The sequence below is a fragment of the Moorena sp. SIO3I6 genome (assembly GCF_010672095.1).
This window is the reverse complement of record NZ_JAAHHU010001602.1, coordinates 1-1141: the sequence shown is the minus strand read 5'-3', so window position 1 is coordinate 1141 and position 1141 is coordinate 1. Positions and strand designations below refer to the sequence as shown.

The 1141-nt window shown below is 45.7% G+C and carries 2 protein-coding genes; both read right to left on the bottom strand.

Annotation, left to right across the window (positions count from 1 at the left end):
- Positions 1-658, bottom strand: a 658-nt coding sequence (gene ubiE / locus F6K49_RS51565; RefSeq protein ID WP_293110743.1) for a bifunctional demethylmenaquinone methyltransferase/2-methoxy-6-polyprenyl-1,4-benzoquinol methylase UbiE, incomplete at its 3' end; no start/stop codon positions are given.
- Between the two features lie 7 nt (positions 659-665).
- A partial coding sequence (locus F6K49_RS51560; protein ID WP_293110741.1) for a UbiA family prenyltransferase occupies positions 666-1141 on the bottom strand: 476 nt, incomplete at its 5' end.

Sequence of the window (1141 nt, the reverse complement as noted above, 5' to 3'; positions counted from 1 at the left end):
TGGTTCCGCCAACAATCGGGTAGTGAGTTGCACGAAAGCCTATTTGCTGTGCTAAAGATTCTTGCTCCGGACCACGGGGGAATCGCTGTATACTCGGCCAGATATAGGCATACTCTTCCTCAAGTCCTTGGTCACGGGCTAGGGGAACAACAATAGTTTCCAGATACCACTGTTCAAACTGCCGAAACAGAGGCTGAGACGGTAAGTGAAAGTCAAGAATTGCTGCTTTAGCCCCTGGTTTAAGAATACGGTAAATTTCCTTTAGGCTCTTGGGAATATCTACGACATTACGTAATCCATATCCCATAGTTGCTCCATCAAAGGTATTGTCAGCAAATGGTAAATCTAAAACATCCGCCTCTTGCCAGTCAATCTGTGGTTCAGAGGATTTTTGTTTTGCGATCGCTAACATCTGGGGAGCAAAATCGACTCCATACACCTTTCCTAGAGTGCCTACTCTTTCGGCTAATAGTCGAGTCAGGTCTCCACTGCCACAACACAGGTCAACAAAGGTATCTCCTGACTTAGGTTCAGCCCATTTAACCGTCATCAGCTTCCAAATTCGATGCTGACCCCAACTGATCGAGTCATTTAGCTGGTCATAGTTAGAAGAGATGTTATCAAAAATTCCCTGAATCGCCTGGGATTGCTCTGACATGATTCGTTCAATTAAGGTTAATTACGAAACCGACACCCAACAAGAGTCCACTCCAAAAATGTAGCGCTACGGCAATAAACTTACAATTACTGACCTTTTCCGGTTGGTTGTAATGAGCGTTAACATGGCGGCAAAGCTTGATCGCAAAAGGCAATCCTACCAAACTGAGTAATGTCCATATTGGGAATAGCCCTATGATCACAAACCCAGCAGTAGCAGCGAATAGGCTACCACAAATCCAGGGCAACAGTTGAGCACCCCGTTTGGTGCCAAGACGAACAATAGGCGATCGCTTCCCAGCTGCTATATCATCCTCTACTTGGTGAAAATGGGAGCAAAATAGAATTAACATAGTCGCCAGACCCACAATTATCGATGCCGCCAGGTTAGTCACAGACCAACTCTGGGTTTGACTGTAGTAGGCCGCTGACATACCTAACGGACCAAAGCTCAAAAAAGCCAGAATCTCTCCTAGACCTTGGA